Origin of the sequence: Nocardia barduliensis, assembly GCF_013315795.1 — a bacterium.
GTDB classification, from domain to species: Bacteria; Actinomycetota; Actinomycetes; order Mycobacteriales; family Mycobacteriaceae; genus Nocardia; species Nocardia barduliensis.
The window spans coordinates 12,112-28,988 of record NZ_JABLTE010000040.1; the positions used below are offsets into that span (position 1 = coordinate 12,112).

Here is a 16,877-nt window from a genome sequence, read left to right on the forward strand (position 1 = left end):
ACGGCGGCCGGGCATCGAGCCCGGCCGCCGCGCTCGATCACAGCCGCGCGGCCAGCCTGGTGCCCTGATCGATGGCTCGTTTGGCGTCCAGTTCGGCGGCGAGTTCGGCGCCGCCGATCAGGTGCAGACTGACCCCGGCGGCGCGCAACGGGGCCTCCAGATCGCGCACGGATTCCTGGCCCGCGCAGACGACGACGTTGTCGACCGGGATGAGCTGAGGCCGTTGCCGTTTCGCGCCGAAGCTGATGTGCAGGCCGTTGTCGTCGATGCGTTCGTAGTTCACCCCGCCGATCTGCTCGACGCCCTTGGCCTTCAGCGCGGCGCGGTGCACCCAACCGGTGGTCTTGCCCAGGTCCTTGCCGAACGGAGTGGTCTTGCGTTGCAGCAGGACGACTTCGCGTGCGGCGGGCGAAGGTCTCGGCGTGGCGAGCTGGCCGGGGACCTGTTCGTCGTCGGAGGTGACACCCCACTCCTGTTTCCACTCGTCCAATTTCAGCGTGGGATGCCCGTCCACCGTGAGGAATTCGCTGACGTCGTAGCCGATGCCGCCCGCGCCGATCACGGCGACGCGCTTGCCAACCGGCTTCTGTTCCCGGACCAGTTCGGCGTAGGACAGCACCATGGGATGGTCGATACCCGGGATGTCGGGAATGCGCGGCTGCACGCCGGTGGCGAGCACCACCTCGTCATAGCTTCCCGCGATCAGTTCCTCGGCGCCGACTCGCTTGTTCAGGTGCACCGTGACGCCGGTCAGCTCGAGCATCCGGTTGTAGTAGCGGATCGACTCGCTGAACTCCTCCTTGCCCGGGATGCGGCGGGCGATGTCGAACTGGCCGCCGATCTTGTCGTCGGCCTCGAACAGCTCGACCCGGTGGCCGCGTTCGGCGAGGTTCACCGCCGCCGAGAGCCCGGCCGGTCCCGCGCCCACCACGGCGACGCGCTTGGTGCGGCGGGTCGGCAGCAACGTCAGTTCGGTTTCGTGCCCGGCGCGGGGGTTGAGCAGACACGAGACGGTCTTGTGCTGGAAGGCGTGGTCCAGGCAGGCCTGGTTGCACGCGATGCAGGTGTTGATCTCGTCGGCGCGATCCTGCGCGGCCTTGTTCACCCATTCCGGGTCGGCGAGCAAAGGCCGGGCCAGCGAGACGAGCTGCGCGTCGCCCCTGGTCAGGATCTCCTCGGCCACCTCGGGCATGTTGATCCGGTTCGACGCGCACACCGGAATGCTCACCTGCGCGGTGATCTTCGCGGTGAACTCGACGAAGGCCGCGCGGGGCACCGAGGTCACGATGGTGGGCACCCGTGCCTCGTGCCAGCCGATGTCGGTGTTCAGGATGTTCACCCCGGCGGCTTCGAGTTCCTGTGCCAGGGCGACGATCTCGTCGAAGTTCTGCCCCTGCTCCACCAGCTCGGCCATGGACAACCGGAATACGATGAGGAAAGAGGGGCCGACCGCGGCGCGGGTGCGGCGCACGATCTCCACCGCGATCCGGCGCCGCTTCCGCGGTGAGCCGCCCCACGCGTCGGTGCGCTTGTTGGTGCGCGGCGCGAGGAATTGGTTGATGAAATAGCCTTCGCCGCCCATGATCTCGCAGCCGTCGTACCCGGCGAATTGGGCGAGCTTCGCACAGCGGGCGTAGTCCTCGATGGTCCGCTCTACGCCTTTGGTCGACAGCGCGCGCGGCCGGAACGGGTTGATCGGCGCCTTGATCGATGACGCGGACACACTGCCCGGCATATAGGAGTAGCGGCCCGCGTGCAAGATTTGGATAGCGATCTTGCCGCCTTGCGCGTGCACCGCTTTGGTGATCGTCCGGTGCCGGTAAGCCTCGGTCTTGTTGGTCAGTTTCGCGCCGAAGGGCAGCAGCCAGCCCGCCCGGTTGGGCGCGTAGCCACCGGTGATGATCAGGCCGGCGCCACCGCGTGCGCGTTCGGCGAAGTAGGCGGCCAACTTGTTGGTGTCCCAGGCGCGGTCCTCCAGCCCGGTGTGCATCGATCCCATCACCACGCGGTTGCGCAAGGTGGTGAAGCCGAAATCGAGCGGCTCGAACAAATGGGGGAAGGGGCTCATCGGTGCGGTCGCCTTTCTCCGTCAATCCGCGTGCGGGGCTGTCGCGCGCGGGTGCAGTGCTTGTAGAACTTCGTCGCACCATTCGACGAACCCCGACTCCACGCGGACGCCCGCGCGCAGGACGAGGTACTGGTGCAGAGCTGTGCCGGTGAGTTGCTCCGGGGCAGGGAAGTCACGTTTCTCGATGTGCCGGAACAGCTCGAGCCGCTGCGCGTGCTGGTCGCGATGGCGGGCCACCTCGGCGCGCAGTGCGGTGATGTCGCCGTAGGCGGCGGCGCGGATCTTCACCCCGAGTTCGTTGCGCGGGGTGTCGGAGTCGCTCGGTTCGGCGATCCAGCGCGCGAGTTCGGCGCGCCCCGACTCGCTCACCGAATACACCTTCTTGTCCGGCCTGCCCTCCTGCGTCACCGACTCGCCGTCGACCCAGCCGGAGTCCTCCATGCGTTTGAGAACGCGATAGATCTGCTGGTGGGTCGCGCTCCAGAAGTAGCCGATGGACTTGTCGAAGCGGCGCGCCAGTTCGTATCCCGATCCCGCGCGCTCGGACAGCGATACCAGCAGCGCATGCTCGAGGGCCATGCGGTGAGAATAGCCGTGACACTCGGTACTATGCAACTGGGTGCATAGCCATCGCCGTCCGTCGCGGTTTCGGCCGGACCGCGCCGGTCGCGCGCATTAAGCTGCGCGCATGACCGAGGTGAACGCCCGGACGACGGTCGGGCAGGCTGCCGGGCGCGGGCAAGTGGTGGCGTGGGGTCTGTGGGACTGGGGGTCCGCGGCATTCAACGCCGTGATCCTCACGTTCGTGTTCTCGGTATATCTCACCGACAAGGTCGGCGACGACCTGCCCGGCGGCGTCTCCGCCAGCGCCTGGCTGGGCTGGTCGCTGGGCATCGCGGGATTGATCGTGGCCTTGACCGCGCCGATCAGCGGCCAGCGCTTCGACGCGTCGGCGAAACGCAAACGCTCCCTCGGCGTGCTGACCGCGCTCACGGTCGCGGCGATGACGCTGATGTTCTTCGTACACGACGACTATCGCGACCTGTGGCTCGGCCTGGTGTTGCTGGCCTTCGCGTCGGCCTGCTTCGAGCTGGCGAACGTGCCGTACAACGCGATGCTGCGGCAGGTGTCCACACCGGCGACGGTGGGCCGGATCTCCGGATTCGGCTGGGCGATGGGCTATTTCGGCGGCATCTTCCTGCTGCTGATCTGCTACTTCGGCTTCATCGCCGGCGAGGGCGACAACCGCGGACTGCTCGGCGTACCCACCGACGACGGGATCAATATCCGCCTGGTCGCCGTGCTGGCCGCCGTCTGGTTCGCCGCCTTCGCGCTGCCGGTGCTGTTCGCGGTGCCGGAATTGCCCCGCACCGAGGCCGATCCCGGCGCGGCGGACGCCGGATTCCTCGGCTCCTATCGCGTGCTGTGGCGCGACCTGCGCGAGCTGTGGCGCACCGACCGGCGCACGGTTGTCTTCCTGGTGGCCAGTGCCGTGTTCCGGGACGGGCTGGCCGGGGTGTTCACCTTCGGGGCGGTGCTCGCCGTGCGCGTCTACGGCATCGCCGACTCCGACGTGCTGCTGTTCGGCATCGCGGCCAATGTGGTCGCGGCGCTGGGCGCGATCGTCGCGGGACGCTTGGACGATCGGGTGGGGCCGAAGATTGTCATCGTGTGGTCCCTGGCCGCCATGCTGGTGTGCGGGCTGGCCCTGCTCGTGGTGTCGGGCCCGCTGATGTTCTGGATCTTCGGATTGCTGCTCACGGTTTTCGTCGGTCCCGCCCAAGCGGCGGCGCGCTCGTTCCTGGCCCGCCTCGCGCCGCCGGGGCGTGAGGGTCAGCTCTTCGGCTTGTACACGACCACCGGGCGCGCGGTGTCCTTCCTCGCGCCGACACTGTTCGGCCTGTTCGTCTTGCTGTTCGACGCGGACCGCGCGGGCATCGCGGGTCTGCTGGTCGTGCTGGCGGTGGGACTGGCGGTGCTGCTGCCGGTTCGCCCGCCGGATCCGATCGCGGCGATCGACGGTGACGCCGAGAAGTCCCGATCGGCCGGGTGATCTCGCGGCGGGTGGCCCAGCGCCGGATCAGCGGCGCTTCGGCGGCCGCCAGCCGCCCATGCCGAGCGCGACCAACCGCATCTGCTGGACGGTGCGCTCGATGATCGCCTGCTCGTCGCGCGGCGCGGCCGACACGTAGGCGGCGATCCCGTCGGTCACCGTGGTGACCATCAGGTCGGCGGCGATCTCGAGGTCGCGCGGCGTCCAGGAGTCCAGTGCCCTGATCCGGGACAGATCCGCGACGAGCTCGCGCACGATCAACTGGATCTCCCGCGCGATGGCCGTGCGCAGCGCCGCGGACCCGCCGTGGCGCTCTCTGGTGAGGAAGCCGAACAGCTCGCGCTTCGGGCCCACCTGTGTGAACACGAAGCGCACGGTGTCCGACAGGCCGGCGTCGGCATTGCGGCGGACCTCGCGCAGCGCCAGCCGCAGCGCGGTGACACCGTCGTCGACCAGCGTCGCGCCGAGGTCCTCCAGCGACGCGAAGTGCCGGTAGAACGCGGTCGGCACGATACCGGCCGAACGGGCGATCTCGCGCAGGCTGAGCGCGGCGAATCCGCGGTCGGCGGCCAGCGCGAGGGTGCCGTCCAGGAGTGCCTGCCTGGTCCGCTCCTTGCGTTCGCCTCGGGTAGCTGCCTGCTCACTCATCCCGGTGAGCATACATCCGTTCACCATTCGACCTATCCATAGATGTAGTTCGAGTCACACGTTTCGCCGGTTGACACCCCGCCCCGGTCATCCTGCACACTAGTTGAGTGTACAGACGTGCACTGAGATTGGGTGCACGTCGTCAGCCCGAACAAGAGGCACGGAGAAGTAATGGTGGATCTCATCAACCTGGTGCAGACCCTCACCTCGCCCCACCCGCTGGACCGGTATCTGGAACTGGTCCGCCCCACCCTCACGGTGCGGGACATGCGGGCCGAAATCACGGACGTGCGCCGCAGCGCGCCGGGTTCGGTGACGCTCACCCTGCGCCCGACCCGGCAGTGGACGGGCCACGTCGCCGGACAGTACGTGCAGATCGGCGTGGTGATCGACGGCGTGCGCCACACGCGGTGCTATTCGCCGGTGAACCCGGAAAGCGGGCGAAATCGCCGGATCCAGCTGACCGTCAAAGCGCATCCGGACGGCTTGGTGTCGCAGTATCTCTACCGCAACGCCGCTCCCGGCATGGTGGTCGACCTGACACCCGCCGACGGCGTGTTCCGGCTGCCGCAGCCGCGTCCGGAGCGCGTGCTGCTGATCAGCGGCGGCAGCGGCATCACGCCGGTGCTGTCCATGCTGCGCACACTCGCCGCGGAGGATCATCCGGGCGAGGTCGTGTTCCTGCACTACGCGAAGTCGCCGGCAGTGCTGCCGCACCGAGCCGAGCTGGACGCGATCGCGCGAGAGCACCGCAACTTCCGCATCGAACTGCGGTATCCGCACGGCGCGCGGGAGGTGGCGCCGCGGGTCGACCCCGGCGCGCCGTGGGTGGACCTGGCCCCGGTCAAAGGCAGCGGATACTTCGACTACGACGAGCTGGAGCGCGTCGCGCCCTGGTTCGCCGACGCGCAGACCTATGTCTGCGGCCCGCAGTCGCTGATGGACGCGGTGCGCACGATCTATCAGGCCGAGCAGCTGGAAGACCGGCTGCACACCGAGGAGTTCACGATCGCGCTCGCGCCGGCCAACGCCGCCGACGCGCACGGCACGGTGAACTTCTCGGCCAGCGGGGTGAGCGCCCGCAACGACGGCGCCACGCTGCTGGAACAGGCCGAGTCCGCCGGGCTGAGTCCCGAGTACGGCTGCCGCATGGGGATCTGCTTCTCCTGCACCGCGGTGCGCCGCTCGGGCTGCACGCGCAATCTGCGCACCGGCGAGACCGACAGCGATCCCGACCAGCCGATCCAGCTGTGCATCAGCGCGCCGGTCGGCGACGTCGACATCGACATCTGATCACGAAGGGGAGCCAATCATGACCATCCTCACCGAAACCGACAACGGACCGCTGGTCCTGAGCCCGGACCAGATCGAAGAACTCGGCCGCGAACTCGACGAGCTGCGCGCGGCGATCGTCGCCGACCTCGGCGAGCGCGACCGGGAATACCTGTACTCGATCATCAAGGCGCAGCGCGGCTTCGAGATCGCCGGGCGCGGCCTGATGTACCTCGGCTTTCTTCCGCCGTTCTGGCTGGCCGCGGTGGCGTCGCTGAGTGTGTCGAAGATTCTCGACAACATGGAGATCGGCCACAACGTGATGCACGGCCAGTACGACTGGATGCGCGAGCCCGGCCTGAACTCCCGGGTGTTCGAGTGGGACACGGTCTGCCCGGCCGACCAGTGGAAGCACTCGCACAACTACCTGCATCACACCTACACCAACATCCACAACAAGGACCGCGACATCGGCTACTCCATCCTGCGGATGGACGAGGCCCAGGAGTGGAACGTGCTGCGGCTCGGGCAGCCGCTGTACGCGTTCGTGCTGATGATGCTGTTCGAGTGGGGCGTGATGGGTCACGACCTCGAGGTCGAGAACATCCTCGCGGGCAAGAAGAAGTGGCCCGAGGTCAAGCAGCTGATCCTCGGACAGTGGCGCAAGGCGGGCAAGCAGGTGCTCAAGGACTACCTGGTGTTCCCCGCGCTCACCGGGCCGCTGTTCTTCCACACCCTCGCCGGCAATGTCACCGCCAACCTGGTGCGCAACGTGTGGGCCTTCGCCATCATCTTCTGCGGCCACTTCCCGACCGGCGTACAGACGTTCACCGAGGAGGAGACCGCGGACGAGACCCGCGGCGAGTGGTACATCCGGCAGATGCTCGGCTCGGCGAACATCACCGGAAGCAAACTGTTCCACATCATGTCCGGCAATTTGTCGCACCAGATCGAGCACCACCTGTTTCCGGACCTGCCCGCCAGCCGTTATCCGGAGATGGCGCCGACCGTGCGCGCACTGTGTGAAAAGTACGGTTTGCCGTACAACACCGGCCCGCTCGGTAAGCAGATCGGCTCGGTGTGGAAGAAAATCTTCAAGCTGGCCCTGCCGCCGAGCTGGGTCCGGAGCGAGCCGTCGCCCGGTGTTATCGTGATGCGTCAGCCGAAGGCGAGCGAAGCGGGCGTGTGAATGATCGGGAAATTCGAGAGCAACAAAGATCTCATTCAGGAATTGACGTCCTCCGGCGCCCGGCACGTCGGCAATATCGCCAACATCATCACCGGCACCGTCGCCGAGGTCACCCGGGAAATCGGTGAGTGGATCACCGACGCGATCGAGATGAACGAGGCGGCGGCCGCCGCGCGCCGGGACGCGGCGGCGCGGCAGGATCTCGATCCCGACCTCGGTGACGAGACCGAGGTAACGGTCACGAAGCCGCCGGTGGGCGAGACGGAGGGGTTCCTCGACGCCGAGGTCGTCGAGCCCGAGGTCGTCGAGCCGGGGGTCGACGAGCCGCGCTGATCACCACACCGGCAGCCTGCGCCGGTGGGCGACGACGTCGGCGATCAGATCCTGATAGCCGTCGATCAGCTCGGCCAGCCTGGTCCATTGCAGGTGGGCTTCCCCGCCCGCCTGCATCGGATGCGGTCGAGTCGTGACCTCGTCGCCCAAAGTGTGTCGAGCCGCAACCCATTTCGCCGCGATTCGATCGATGACCGCCCCGAGCGTTTCGGTGTGCAGGGAGGCGCCCTCCCGGTGCTGCACGTTGGCGGCGACCCAGGCATCGATCCGGCCGATCCATTCGGTCCGGCAGCCGTCGATGTCCTCCACCTGCTGACTGCACGCCGCGACGTGCGTGCTCGAGGCCCCCGGCGCGTGTGCTCGCTCGAGCGCCCGCTGCCGCCGCTCGTGGCACTCGACGAGTTTCCGGGCGGCGTGCAGCACGCTGTGCAGGTGCTGGTCCTCGCCGGGTTCGCGAATCGCGCGAAGCAGGGCGGCGGGCGGTGGCAGTTCCTGGGCTCCGAAACCGCGCTGAGCGTATTCGGTGGGCATGGCAGACCTCTGCGGCACGATGAATCCTGGGTACGCCAGGGCCGAGGGGGATTTCGGGGAGGGGCGGCCCCTCGGCTCCGGCGCAGTCCCGCCCCCGGACGCCATCCCACGGTTCATCGGCACGGCAGAGAAACCGGGAAATCCGCGACGATGCGAGAGAAGACGGTCCGAGATATCGGGACACTTTCAGGAAAGCGCGGTAGTGGAATCGGCGCAATACTCTGCCGTGCGAATCCGAGAGCTGCCGGGAAATTGTTATGTTCCGTTACGGATCGGTCACCCGGGCCGCTTCCGCGGCGAGCGCGCCCGCGAATTGTCGAGCGCACGACGGGCAACCGATTCGATACGAGCGCTGCGCGCCGTCGCCCGATCCGCTAGCCTCGGTGTTCGTGCCCGCCTACGTGTCATCGCCGGAGCTGACATTCGGCTTCATGTTCGCGCTGGAAGATCCCGAGCGAATCGCGGAGGTCGTGCGCAATCTGATCGTCCGCAAGACCGTCTCCGTCTTCCGGCTCGCCCGGTTGTCTGACGACGACGGCCCGCCGGAGCGCTACGTGGTCAACTGGGCGGTCATCCCGCAGATCTCGATCACCACCGCCGCGCCGGACCAGGAGGAGTTGCGGACCACGCGCACCATGCTGGTCAACGCGTTCCTCAGTGAGGACGGCGAGGTCAGCCTGTATTCGGCGCAGTCGAGCGGACCGGCCTGAGCGGACGGTACGGAGGACGGGCGGGTCGAACTCCCTGCACAGCGACGATCGGCAGCGGGGTGCCGACGGTCGGATCGCGCATCGGAGTATTGCAGGCCGATGCGGACAGGTCTTATGCCACTACGGCGATCAATACTCCTGCGGCACAGAATCTTCACTCCACTGGTTCTTCCGGGATGTGCGTTCGGCTGCACTAGGCGGTGTCGAGCGGCGCGCATGAAATCGGCTACTCCGCAAGGTGACTCGGCTTTCCCTCGCCGACCCCTATTCGTTGGCGTGTCGGTATCGGATGGTGCCGTTCCCGATCGGTCCGATAAGCGACAATCAGACATTGCTCTGTGGCTTGGGTCACAGCACCTGTGAGGAGTGTCGATCATGGAACTCGAGAAGTCCGTCGTGCCGCCCGACCCGATCCGCGTCCGCGGGGATCTGGACCCGGCGCTGTCGCGATGGATGTGGCTGGTGAAGTGGCTGCTGGCCATACCGCACTACGTCGTGTTGTTCTTCCTGCACGTCGCGTACGTGGTGCTCACGATCGTCGCCTTCTTCGCGATCCTGATCACCGGCAGGTACCCGCGGGGACTGTTCGACTTCAACGTCGGCGTCATGCGCTGGGGGGTGGCGGGTGACCTTCTATGCGCTCTCGGTGCTCGGCACCGACAAGTACCCCCCGTTCAGCCTGCAGCCGGACGCGGACTACCCGGCCGACCTGGAGATCGACTATCCGGAGACGCTGCACCGCGGGCTGGTGCTGGTGAAGTGGTGGCTGTTGGCCATTCCGCACTATCTGATCATCGGCGCGGTGGTGAGCGGCGGCATCGTGGCCGGGGGCGGTGACGACTGGGCCGGCGCCTCGATCTCGTTGCTGAGCGTCCTGCTGCTCGTCGCGTTGATCGCGTTGCTGTTCACGGCGCGCTATCCGCAGGGCGTCTACGACTTCGTGATGGGACTCAATCGCTGGATGATCCGCGTGCAGGCCTACGCGAGTCTGATGCGGGACGAGTACCCGCCCTTCCGTCTCGACCAGGGCGCCCGCGAGTCCGACTGAAACCGATATCGCCGACCCCGTCGAATCCGCCCGCCGCGTCGGCGGGCCGATTCGTATATCCGCCGTCGGTTGCGCGATGAGATGCGCTGATGGTGGGACACTTCAACTCGGATCGCGATTTCGCGGCATTGCTGTGGGAGGCCGCGAGTGATCCGCATGTGGATGATCGCAGGTCTGTTGCCCGGAATTTCCTGCTGGACGAGAATATTCCCAAGGCTCGGGTCGACGCATATATGCCCGGCATCGACTCCGCGAAATGTCAACGGTGGAAAGCTGGCGTGACGCGCACAATTAATACGTCAAGAATCAGGCCGCAGGGCTCGGCCAGCCGAGCTCACCATATGTGATCGATCCCACCAGCCCCGGCATGTGCCCTGAGGCGCTTCGTCATCCCGAAGCCGTCTCGGAATCGAGCGAGCCTTCGCACTGCTGAACGCCGCGGAGAACGAGATTCCATACTCCGCGCGGGTCGTCGCGGAGAAGGATCTGTTGTTGTGGCAGACCGGCCAGGCAGCGGCGGCCGCCGGGCAGATCGAACAGTTCAGGCAAGCCTGGCGCGGAACCTGGACTCGCTGTCCGAGCGCCGCTCGGAATCGGTGGATGGCGACGGCTTCGCCTCGTGGTGGGCGCTGCACGTTCGGGGGGAACCTGTGGAGCTTCGTGGTGCGGCCGCAAACCGCTCGCGAAGTCGTCGGCGCACCGGGCGGATCGCCGCGTCCGCTCGTCACGGAGGGGCGTGGCCGAGCGATGTCTCCGGGTGTTTGAGCTTCGAGACGATGGGGTAATAGCACTGGAGACCCGCATAGCTGCAGGTCTCCAGTGTGCTGCGCCCCCGGCAGGAATCGAACCTGCGACCTAGGGATTAGAAGGCCCTTGCTCTATCCAACTGAGCTACGGAGGCAGCGGGTTCCACGATGGCCGACATTGGCCGTGCTGTCCAGCGGGTCGATTATAGCGACCGTCCAGGTGTCCGAACTCTTAGCGTTAGCAACGTTTCAGCCATCCCGAGACAGTAGGTGACGCGCGGCCCACAATATCGGTACAAACCCGACCGGGCCACGGAATACTCGCCGAACTACGCTCAGTCGTATGTCGTCCGCCCCTACCTCGTCCGCCGCTCCCGAAGCCGCGACCTCCCGGTCCGGGGCGACGTTCGCGACGGTCACCGCGCTGGCGGGCGCCATCGCGGCCGTGGCGGCGGCGCTGGTGGTCGGCCTGTCGGCGGCGCAGGCACTGAGTCTGCTCGGCATCCCCGATCCGGGCGCGCCGACCACCTACGGCTTGCCCGCGGTCCGGGCGCTCGCCGATCTGGCGGCGGCGCTGACCGTGGGTTCCCTGCTTTTCGCTGCGTTCCTCGTGCCGCCGCAGCCGAACGGGCTGCTGGATGTCGGCGGGTACCGCGCGGTGCGCCGGGCGTCGAACTTCGCCCTGGTCTGGGCGTGCTGCGCGGCGCTTCTGGTGCCCCTGACGGTTTCCGATACCACGGGTCAGCCGGTGACCGACGTCCTGCGGCCGGAGGGCCTGTGGCGGGCGATCGGGCAGATCGAGCTGGCCGGAGCCTGGCGCACCACCGTGATCTTCGCCCTGATCGTCGCCGTCGGCGGGCGGCTGGCCCTGCGCTGGGGCTGGACTCCGGTGCTGCTCGGCGCCGCGATCGCCACCATGATGCCCTTGGCGTTGACCGGGCATTCGTCCTCGGGCGGGTCGCACGACGTGGCGACCAACAGCTTGATCCTGCACCTGATCGCGTCCGCGATCTGGGTCGGCGGCCTGTTCGCGGTGCTGGCCCACGCCTTGCGCGGCGGCGCCCACACCGACGTGGCGACCCGGCGCTTCTCGCTGACCGCGACGGTCTCGTTCGCCGTGATCGCGATCAGCGGCGTGATCAACTCGTGGGTCCGCGTGCCGCCGGAGGAACTGTTCACCAGCACCTACGGCAGGCTGGTGCTGGCCAAGGCCGCCGCGTTGGGGCTGCTCGGCGTGCTCGGCTACCTGCAGCGCCGCGCGGCGCTGCCCGCCCTCGCCGCCGATCCAGGGGACCGCACGGCGCTGGTCAGGTACGCGGGCGTGGAGGTGTTGATCTTCGCCGCGACCATCGGACTCGCTGTCGGGCTCGGCCGGACGCCGCCGCCACCACCGGATTCCGTGCCGACCCCCGTCGAAGTGGAACTGGGCTACGAGCTGGCCGGGCCGCCGAGCCTGGCCCGGATGCTGTTCGACTGGCGCTTCGATCTGATCTTCGGAACGCTGTCGCTCGTGCTGGCGGTGCTGTACCTGCTCGGCGTGCGGCGATTGCGAGCCAGGGGTGACGCGTGGCCGGCCGGGCGCACGCTCGCCTGGCTGTCCGGTTGCGTGGTGCTGCTGGTCGCGACATCGTCCGGCGTCGGCCGGTACTCGCCCGCGATGTTCAGCGTGCACATGGGAGCGCACATGGCGCTGTCCATGCTCGCGCCGATCCTGTTCGCGCTGGGCGGCGCGGTGACGCTGGCGCTACGCGCCCTGCCGGCCGCAGGCCGCGGTGGCGTGCCGGGGCCGCGCGAATGGCTGCTCGCCGCGGTGCACAACCCGGTGTCGCGTTTCCTGACCCACCCGATCGTGGCCTCGGCGATCTTCGTCGCCGGGTTCTACGCGCTGTACCTGGGCGGCATCTTCGACACCTACGCCGACTCGCACGCCGCCCACCTGCTGATGAACCTGCACTTCCTGCTCAGCGGCTACCTGTTCTACTGGGTGGTGATCGGCATCGATCCCAAGCCTCGGCAGGTGGAGCCGCTGACCAAGCTCGCCATGGTGTTCGGCTCGCTGCCGTTCCACGCCTTCTTCGGCGTCGCGCTGATGAGCATGAACACCGTGCTCGGCGGCTGGTTCTACCGCGGTCTCGGCCTGGGCTGGAACGGTGATCTGCTCGGCGACCAGCGCACCGGAGGCAGCCTCGCCTGGGCGAGTGGAGAGGTCCCCCTCGTGGTGGTGATGCTGGCGCTGCTGATCCAATGGTCTCGCAGCGACCATCGGCTCGCGCGACGCACCGACCGAGCCGCCGAACGCGACAACGACGCCGCTCTCGCCGCACACAACGCGATGTTCGCCCAACTGGCCAAGCGAGATGGAGAAGTGCGTAAGTGAGTGAACGCGCCACCGTGGTCTCCGAACACAGACCGGTAGGGCGGGTGGAACGGTCGCACGTGCGCGCCGCGCGCAAGCGGCTGGCCGGACAGATCCGCAAGACGCCGGTCTTCCACACCTCCGTCGCGACCCCGTCCGGGCCGGTGCCGGTGACGATGAAGCTCGAGCACCTCCAGCACGGCGGGACGTTCAAGGTGCGCGGCAGTCTCAACGCGCTGCTGGAGTCGGGCGGCGGCCTCGATCACGTGGTGATCGCCTCCGCGGGCAACGCGGGTATCGCGGCCGCGCTGGCCGCGGCGCGGCTGGGGAAGGCATGCACGGTCGTCGTCCCGGAGACGGCGCCGCACACCAAGGTCGCCGCGATGTGGTCGCACGGCGCCGAGGTGCTCTGGCACGGCACCACCTACGGCGAGGCTCTGCAGCACGCCACCGAACTGGCCGCCGAACGCGCCGCGCTGCTGCTGCACGGTTACGACCTGCCCGCCGTGGTCGCCGGCGTGGGTGTGGTCGGGCTGGAGCTCGAAGAGCAGGTGCGCGGGCGTCCTCCGGTGCTGGCGGCAGTGGGCGGCGGCGGACTGGTGGCCGGGATCGCGGCCGCGCTCGGGCGCCGTCAGCAGGTGATCGGGGTGGAACCCGAGGGCGCGGCGATCCTGCGGGCGGCGCTGGACGCGCGGCGTCCGGTGGACATTCTCGGGTCCGGCATCACCGTCGACACGCTGGGCCCCACGCGGATCGGTGACATCGCCCTCGACGTCGCCCGTCGCCACGGGGTGCGATCGCTGCTGGTCAGCGACGACGCGATTGCCGCGGCGCGCGAGTACCTGTGGCGCGAGTTCCGCATCCTGGTCGAACTCGCCGGCGCCGCGGCGCTGGCCGCGGTGCACAGCGGCGCCTACGTGCCCGCTCCGGACGAGCGCCCGGTGGTCGTGCTCTGCGGCGCCAACACCGACGTGGCGGTGTTCTGATCGCGCGTGAAAGGCGCGATCTTCACACTTCCGCAGGTTGTGCACATTCCCGGATCGGATCGTTCGGCGCCCGCGGGTCGGGGCCATCCTGGAAGAGCCTCCTGGAGGGGGAGGAGATCCGGGCAGACCGGATCCGAATGTGAAGGGGCGTAATCATGTACGAGGCCAATGCGACCGTGATCGGCACGATCGCCACCCATCCGGTCAAGCGCGACCTGGCCAACGGCGAGCAGGTGGTCACCTTCCGGCTGGCGAGCAATTCCCGCAGGTTGGATCACGCCTCGGGGCAGTGGGTGGACAACGGCACGCTGTATCTCACCGTCAGCTGCTGGCGCCGACTGGTGGCGGGTGTGGACGCGTCGCTGCGGCGCGGCGATCCGATCATCGCCTACGGTCAGCTGCGCTCCCATGAGTACCGCAGCAAGGACGGGGTGGAACGGCGGGATCTGGAGATGCGCGCCAGCGTGGTCGGACCGGACCTGTCCCGCTGCGCCGCACAGCCGACCCGGTTGTCCGACCTGCCGTCGCGGAATACTTCCGGGGCCGTGAGCGCTGAAGGTCGGGTGCCGGTCGCCGACGCGCCGGGGGAGAATGTCGCAGTCACCGGTTCGGCACCGCCGCGCGGCAGCGCACCCGAGCCCGTCGACGCGTGATCGCGCGACCGGTTTCCGTCCCGGCGGCAGGGTAGCTCTGCCTCGTCCCCCCATCTCCCGCACCGATAGGCTTCACACTTATGGCTGAGTTCATTTACCAGATGAAGAAGGTTCGCAAGGCGCACGGCGACAAAGTCGTGCTCGACGATGTCACCTTGAACTTCCTTCCCGGCGCCAAGATCGGCGTCGTCGGCCCGAACGGCGCGGGTAAATCCAGCGTGCTGAAGATCATGGCCGGACTGGACCAGCCGAACAACGGTGACGCCTTCCTCGCCGCCGGCGCCACGGTCGGCATCCTGCAGCAGGAGCCTCCGCTCAACGAGGAGAAGACCGTCCGCGGCAACGTGGAGGAGGGCCTGGGCGAGATCAAGGTGAAGCTGGATCGCTTCAACGAGATCGCCGAGCTGATGGCCACCGACTACTCCGACGAGCTCATGGAGGAGATGGGCAAGCTGCAGGAGGAGCTGGACCACGCCGACGCGTGGGACCTGGACTCCCAGCTCGAGCAGGCGATGGACGCGCTGCGCTGCCCGCCGCCGGACGAGCCGGTCACCACCCTCTCCGGTGGTGAGCGCCGCCGGGTCGCGCTGTGCAAACTGCTGCTGAGCAAGCCCGACCTGCTGCTGCTCGACGAGCCGACCAACCACCTCGACGCCGAGAGCGTGAACTGGCTCGAGCAGCACCTGGCGCAGTACCAGGGCGCCGTGCTCGCGGTCACCCACGACCGGTATTTCTTGGACAACGTCGCGCAGTGGATCCTCGAGCTGGACCGTGGCCGCGCCTACCCGTACGAGGGCAACTACTCCACCTACCTGGAGAAGAAGGCCGAGCGGCTGGAGGTGCAGGGCAAGAAGGACCAGAAGCTGCAGAAGCGGCTCAAGGAAGAACTCGCCTGGGTGCGTTCCGGCGCCAAGGCCAGGCAGGCCAAGAACAAGGCCCGCCTCGGCCGGTACGAGGAGATGGCCGCCGAGGCCGAGAAGATGCGGAAGTTGGACTTCGAGGAGATCCAGATCCCCGCGGGCCCGCGCCTGGGCAATGTGGTCGTCGAGGTCGAGCACCTGGACAAGGGCTTCGGCGACCGCCAGCTGATCAAGGACCTGTCGTTCACCCTGCCGCGCAATGGCATCGTCGGCGTGATCGGGCCCAACGGCGTCGGTAAGACCACGCTGTTCAAGACCATCGTGGGGCTCGAGCAGCCGGACAGCGGCGAGGTGAAGGTCGGCGACACGGTCAAGCTCAGCTACGTCGACCAGAACCGCGCGGGCATCGACCCGAAGAAGACGGTCTGGCAGGTGGTCTCCGACGGCCTGGACTACATCCAGGTCGGCCAGCAGGAGATGCCGTCGCGCGCCTACGTGAGCGCGTTCGGTTTCAAGGGCCCCGATCAGCAGAAGCCGGCCGGCGTGCTGTCCGGTGGTGAGCGCAACCGGCTGAACCTGGCGATGACCCTCAAGCAGGGTGGGAACCTGATCCTGCTCGACGAGCCGACCAACGACCTCGACGTGGAGACCCTCGGGTCGATGGAGAACGCGCTCGAGCAGTTCCCCGGCTGCGCCGTCGTCATCTCGCACGACCGCTGGTTCCTCGACCGGACCTGCACCCACATCCTCGCGTGGGAGGGCGACTCGGACAACGAGGCCAAGTGGTTCTGGTTCGAGGGCAACTTCGAGGCGTACGAGGCCAACAAGGTCGAGCGGCTCGGCCCGGAAGCGGCCCGCCCGCATCGGGTTACGCACCGCAAGCTGACCCGCGGCTGAGTTCGCCGCGACGGGGTGGGTGCGCGGTTTCGCCCGCACCCGCCCCGCCGGAGGGCTGCTCGGCGCACCGGCCGGATCGCGCGTATATTCGCGCGTCCGGACCCGATGTCCGCGACGTTATTTCATCGTGTGCGACTCCCGCCGCCGGTGCGGAAGAGCGCTCGGAGCCGGGTCGGCCATCGGCCACTGCCCGGCGTTTGCCGGTAGGTATCGGTTCGAGGCGATCGAGCGAGCAGTCAGGGGGAATCGGGGGAGAAGCGCTTCGGCGCAGCGTGGGCGACGAGGTTTCTCGAGAACGCGAAACAGGAGTGACACCTACCCGCGCGTAGCCCACTAGGGTGGAGTCGTGAATGCGCAGGCGCAGTTCGAGCAACCGGTGGCTTCGACCGCCGACGCGGTGGCCGAGCTGACCCGAGGTACCGGTGCGGCGCCGCTGCCGCCGCGGATACGACCTGTCGCGCTCACCTGACGTCAGCGGGTCCGATTCTGTGCTGTGCCCGAGGTCATCCCGTCCGATCTCGGCACAC

General features: G+C 68.0%; 14 protein-coding genes, 1 tRNA gene and 1 pseudogene. 11 read left to right on the forward strand and 5 right to left on the reverse strand.

What is annotated here, in order from left to right:
- Window positions 1-37 precede the first annotated feature (37 nt).
- Together HOV91_RS18705 and HOV91_RS18710 are read right to left on the reverse strand one after the other, a co-directional pair.
- Window positions 38-2,068, reverse strand: coding sequence for an NADPH-dependent 2,4-dienoyl-CoA reductase (locus tag HOV91_RS18705; RefSeq protein WP_174186701.1), 2,031 nt, complete (start codon window positions 2,066-2,068; stop codon window positions 38-40).
- 21 nt (window positions 2,069-2,089) lie between these two features.
- Window positions 2,090-2,647: a PadR family transcriptional regulator gene (locus tag HOV91_RS18710; RefSeq protein ID WP_174186702.1), complete on the reverse strand. Its 558-nt coding sequence runs from the start codon at window positions 2,645-2,647 to the stop codon at window positions 2,090-2,092.
- A gap of 109 nt (window positions 2,648-2,756) precedes the next feature.
- On the opposite strand from HOV91_RS18710, the gene HOV91_RS18715 reads away from it, so the two are divergent.
- Window positions 2,757-4,121 (forward strand): MFS transporter, encoded by a 1,365-nt coding sequence (locus tag HOV91_RS18715; RefSeq protein WP_174186703.1) that lies wholly within the window; start codon window positions 2,757-2,759, stop codon window positions 4,119-4,121.
- Between the two features lie 27 nt (window positions 4,122-4,148).
- On the opposite strand, the gene HOV91_RS18720 is transcribed toward HOV91_RS18715, so the two are convergent.
- A complete protein-coding gene (locus HOV91_RS18720; protein ID WP_246350386.1) occupies window positions 4,149-4,769 on the reverse strand; it encodes a TetR family transcriptional regulator in 621 nt (206 codons plus the stop codon).
- 171 nt (window positions 4,770-4,940) lie between these two features.
- On the opposite strand from HOV91_RS18720, the gene HOV91_RS18725 reads away from it, so the two are divergent.
- The 3 genes from HOV91_RS18725 to HOV91_RS18735 are packed head-to-tail and all read left to right on the forward strand — an operon-like array spanning window position 4,941 to window position 7,563.
- Window positions 4,941-6,062 (forward strand): ferredoxin reductase, encoded by a 1,122-nt coding sequence (locus HOV91_RS18725; RefSeq protein ID WP_174186705.1) that lies wholly within the window; start codon window positions 4,941-4,943, stop codon window positions 6,060-6,062.
- Between the two features lie 19 nt (window positions 6,063-6,081).
- A complete protein-coding gene (locus HOV91_RS18730; RefSeq protein ID WP_174186706.1) occupies window positions 6,082-7,230 on the forward strand; it encodes a fatty acid desaturase family protein in 1,149 nt (382 codons plus the stop codon).
- Complete coding sequence (locus HOV91_RS18735; RefSeq protein ID WP_174186707.1) at window positions 7,231-7,563, forward strand: hypothetical protein; 333 nt, start codon at window positions 7,231-7,233, stop codon at window positions 7,561-7,563.
- On the opposite strand, the gene HOV91_RS18740 is transcribed toward HOV91_RS18735, so the two are convergent.
- Entirely contained in the window at window positions 7,564-8,094 is a 531-nt protein-coding gene (locus HOV91_RS18740; protein ID WP_174186708.1) for a DUF4254 domain-containing protein, read from the reverse strand.
- Between the two features lie 389 nt (window positions 8,095-8,483).
- Here HOV91_RS18740 and HOV91_RS18745 point away from each other — a divergent pair, with 389 nt between their 5' ends.
- Window positions 8,484-8,804 (forward strand): hypothetical protein, encoded by a 321-nt coding sequence (locus HOV91_RS18745; RefSeq protein WP_174186709.1) that lies wholly within the window; start codon window positions 8,484-8,486, stop codon window positions 8,802-8,804.
- 396 nt (window positions 8,805-9,200) lie between these two features.
- Window positions 9,201-9,852, forward strand: a pseudogene (locus HOV91_RS18750) (DUF4389 domain-containing protein).
- A gap of 827 nt (window positions 9,853-10,679) precedes the next feature.
- On the opposite strand, the gene HOV91_RS18755 reads toward HOV91_RS18750, so the two are convergent.
- Window positions 10,680-10,753, reverse strand: a tRNA-Arg gene (locus tag HOV91_RS18755).
- Window positions 10,754-10,941: 188 nt separating this feature from the next.
- Here HOV91_RS18755 and HOV91_RS18760 point away from each other — a divergent pair.
- The 5 genes from HOV91_RS18760 to HOV91_RS40535 all read left to right on the forward strand — a co-directional run bounded on the left by HOV91_RS18760 (window position 10,942) and on the right by HOV91_RS40535 (window position 16,819).
- Complete coding sequence (locus tag HOV91_RS18760) at window positions 10,942-12,975, forward strand: bifunctional copper resistance protein CopD/cytochrome c oxidase assembly protein (RefSeq protein WP_174186710.1); 2,034 nt, start codon at window positions 10,942-10,944, stop codon at window positions 12,973-12,975.
- Window positions 12,972-13,940 carry a serine/threonine dehydratase gene (locus HOV91_RS18765; RefSeq protein WP_174186711.1) on the forward strand — a complete coding sequence of 323 codons (969 nt, stop codon included), beginning with the start codon at window positions 12,972-12,974 and terminating at the stop codon, window positions 13,938-13,940. The genes HOV91_RS18760 and HOV91_RS18765 overlap by 4 nt, the downstream gene beginning before the upstream one ends.
- Window positions 13,941-14,095: 155 nt before the next feature.
- Window positions 14,096-14,593 (forward strand): single-stranded DNA-binding protein, encoded by a 498-nt coding sequence (locus HOV91_RS18770; RefSeq protein ID WP_174186712.1) that lies wholly within the window; start codon window positions 14,096-14,098, stop codon window positions 14,591-14,593.
- Window positions 14,594-14,673: 80 nt separating this feature from the next.
- On the forward strand, window positions 14,674-16,350 hold the full coding sequence (gene ettA, locus HOV91_RS18775; RefSeq protein ID WP_043721320.1) for an energy-dependent translational throttle protein EttA: 1,677 nt from the start codon (window positions 14,674-14,676) through the stop codon (window positions 16,348-16,350).
- Between the two features lie 346 nt (window positions 16,351-16,696).
- Window positions 16,697-16,819 (forward strand): hypothetical protein, encoded by a 123-nt coding sequence (locus HOV91_RS40535; protein ID WP_263291371.1) that lies wholly within the window; start codon window positions 16,697-16,699, stop codon window positions 16,817-16,819.
- Window positions 16,820-16,877: the final 58 nt, after the last annotated feature.

Bases quoted from the DNA above. Each gene is read 5' to 3' on its own strand.
- HOV91_RS18730 (WP_174186706.1), top strand. From the start codon at position 6,082: ATGACCATCCTCACCGAAACCGACAACGGACCGCTGGTCCTGAGCCCG.
- HOV91_RS18710 (WP_174186702.1), bottom strand. From the start codon at position 2,647: ATGGCCCTCGAGCATGCGCTGCTGGTATCGCTGTCCGAGCGCGCGGGA.
- HOV91_RS18770 (WP_174186712.1), top strand. From the start codon at position 14,096: ATGTACGAGGCCAATGCGACCGTGATCGGCACGATCGCCACCCATCCG.
- HOV91_RS18740 (WP_174186708.1), bottom strand. From the start codon at position 8,094: ATGCCCACCGAATACGCTCAGCGCGGTTTCGGAGCCCAGGAACTGCCA.
- HOV91_RS18735 (WP_174186707.1), top strand. From the start codon at position 7,231: ATGATCGGGAAATTCGAGAGCAACAAAGATCTCATTCAGGAATTGACG.
- HOV91_RS18720 (WP_246350386.1), bottom strand. From the start codon at position 4,769: ATGAGTGAGCAGGCAGCTACCCGAGGCGAACGCAAGGAGCGGACCAGG.
- HOV91_RS18725 (WP_174186705.1), top strand. From the start codon at position 4,941: ATGGTGGATCTCATCAACCTGGTGCAGACCCTCACCTCGCCCCACCCG.
- HOV91_RS18715 (WP_174186703.1), top strand. From the start codon at position 2,757: ATGACCGAGGTGAACGCCCGGACGACGGTCGGGCAGGCTGCCGGGCGC.
- HOV91_RS18705 (WP_174186701.1), bottom strand. From the start codon at position 2,068: ATGAGCCCCTTCCCCCATTTGTTCGAGCCGCTCGATTTCGGCTTCACC.
- HOV91_RS18760 (WP_174186710.1), top strand. From the start codon at position 10,942: ATGTCGTCCGCCCCTACCTCGTCCGCCGCTCCCGAAGCCGCGACCTCC.
- ettA (WP_043721320.1), top strand. From the start codon at position 14,674: ATGGCTGAGTTCATTTACCAGATGAAGAAGGTTCGCAAGGCGCACGGC.